Annotated in this window: 1 protein-coding gene; it reads right to left on the reverse strand. The window is 64.5% G+C overall.

Going from position 1 to position 799, the window contains the following annotated elements:
* Positions 1 to 615: 615 nt before the first annotated feature.
* Positions 616 to 799: hypothetical protein (locus tag ACFLIM_RS50300; protein WP_393178055.1), on the reverse strand; the 184-nt coding region annotated here is incomplete at its 5' end.

Raw genomic sequence — 799 nt, forward strand, 5'->3', positions numbered from 1 at the left:
CAGCCTCGACCCGAGCCGGATCACCCAGATCGCCGCCGCGGCCCTCGTCCTGCTTCAACTGGAGCACGGACGCACCGTGTAAGGCGATCACGAACCGCCACAAGCGGTTACAGGGAAAGGTTCACTGAGATAGATCCCAGGGCTCATGGAGCCCACCCATGGTGAGACCGAGAGCAATCAACGGGTCTCCGACGCCCCCACGGACCCCGCGGGTTCCCTCGGCGATGTTGGTGCAGGCCGCAGCCGCTCGACTGGCGGTCAGGGGGTCAACCCCTAATGGGGCTTCGCCCCAGCCCGACGAGCCATGTGTGGCGGTCGAGGTAGTTGAAGTGACTCCGGTCGGAACAAGACGGTGACCGTGTGGTCCCGTAATTGACCGCCTACTGGCAGTGGTTGGCCTGTGCCGAAGCTGGCAACGCGCCAGTCGGTCGACGTGAACATCGCGATGACCTCGTGCAGCGGCTGAAACAGCGAGGCGTCCACCTCAAAGCCGCGGGGGAAGTGCTCCAGCCACCACGGCCTGGGATAGACGACCGACTGGCGGAGCAAGGCGTACCAGCAGCAGTTGCTCGACGAAGCAGTCGTCGAATATGGCAGCGAGCGAGAGGCCCGCCGCTACTGTACGTCGGCACTCCCGATCAGTCGCACCACGTCTACGAACCTCTCCCATCCCGCTAGCCCGGCTTGATTCGGCGAAGCCGGGAAGATCGAGTCAAGTTTGTGGATGTTGAGCTGGGATCGCTGGTCAGGCAGCGGTTCCAGCGCGGCGGCTGAGGTCGTCGATGGCGTGGTGGTAGGC

The organism is Nonomuraea marmarensis, assembly GCF_043197025.1.
Lineage (GTDB): Bacteria > Actinomycetota > Actinomycetes > Streptosporangiales > Streptosporangiaceae > Nonomuraea > Nonomuraea marmarensis.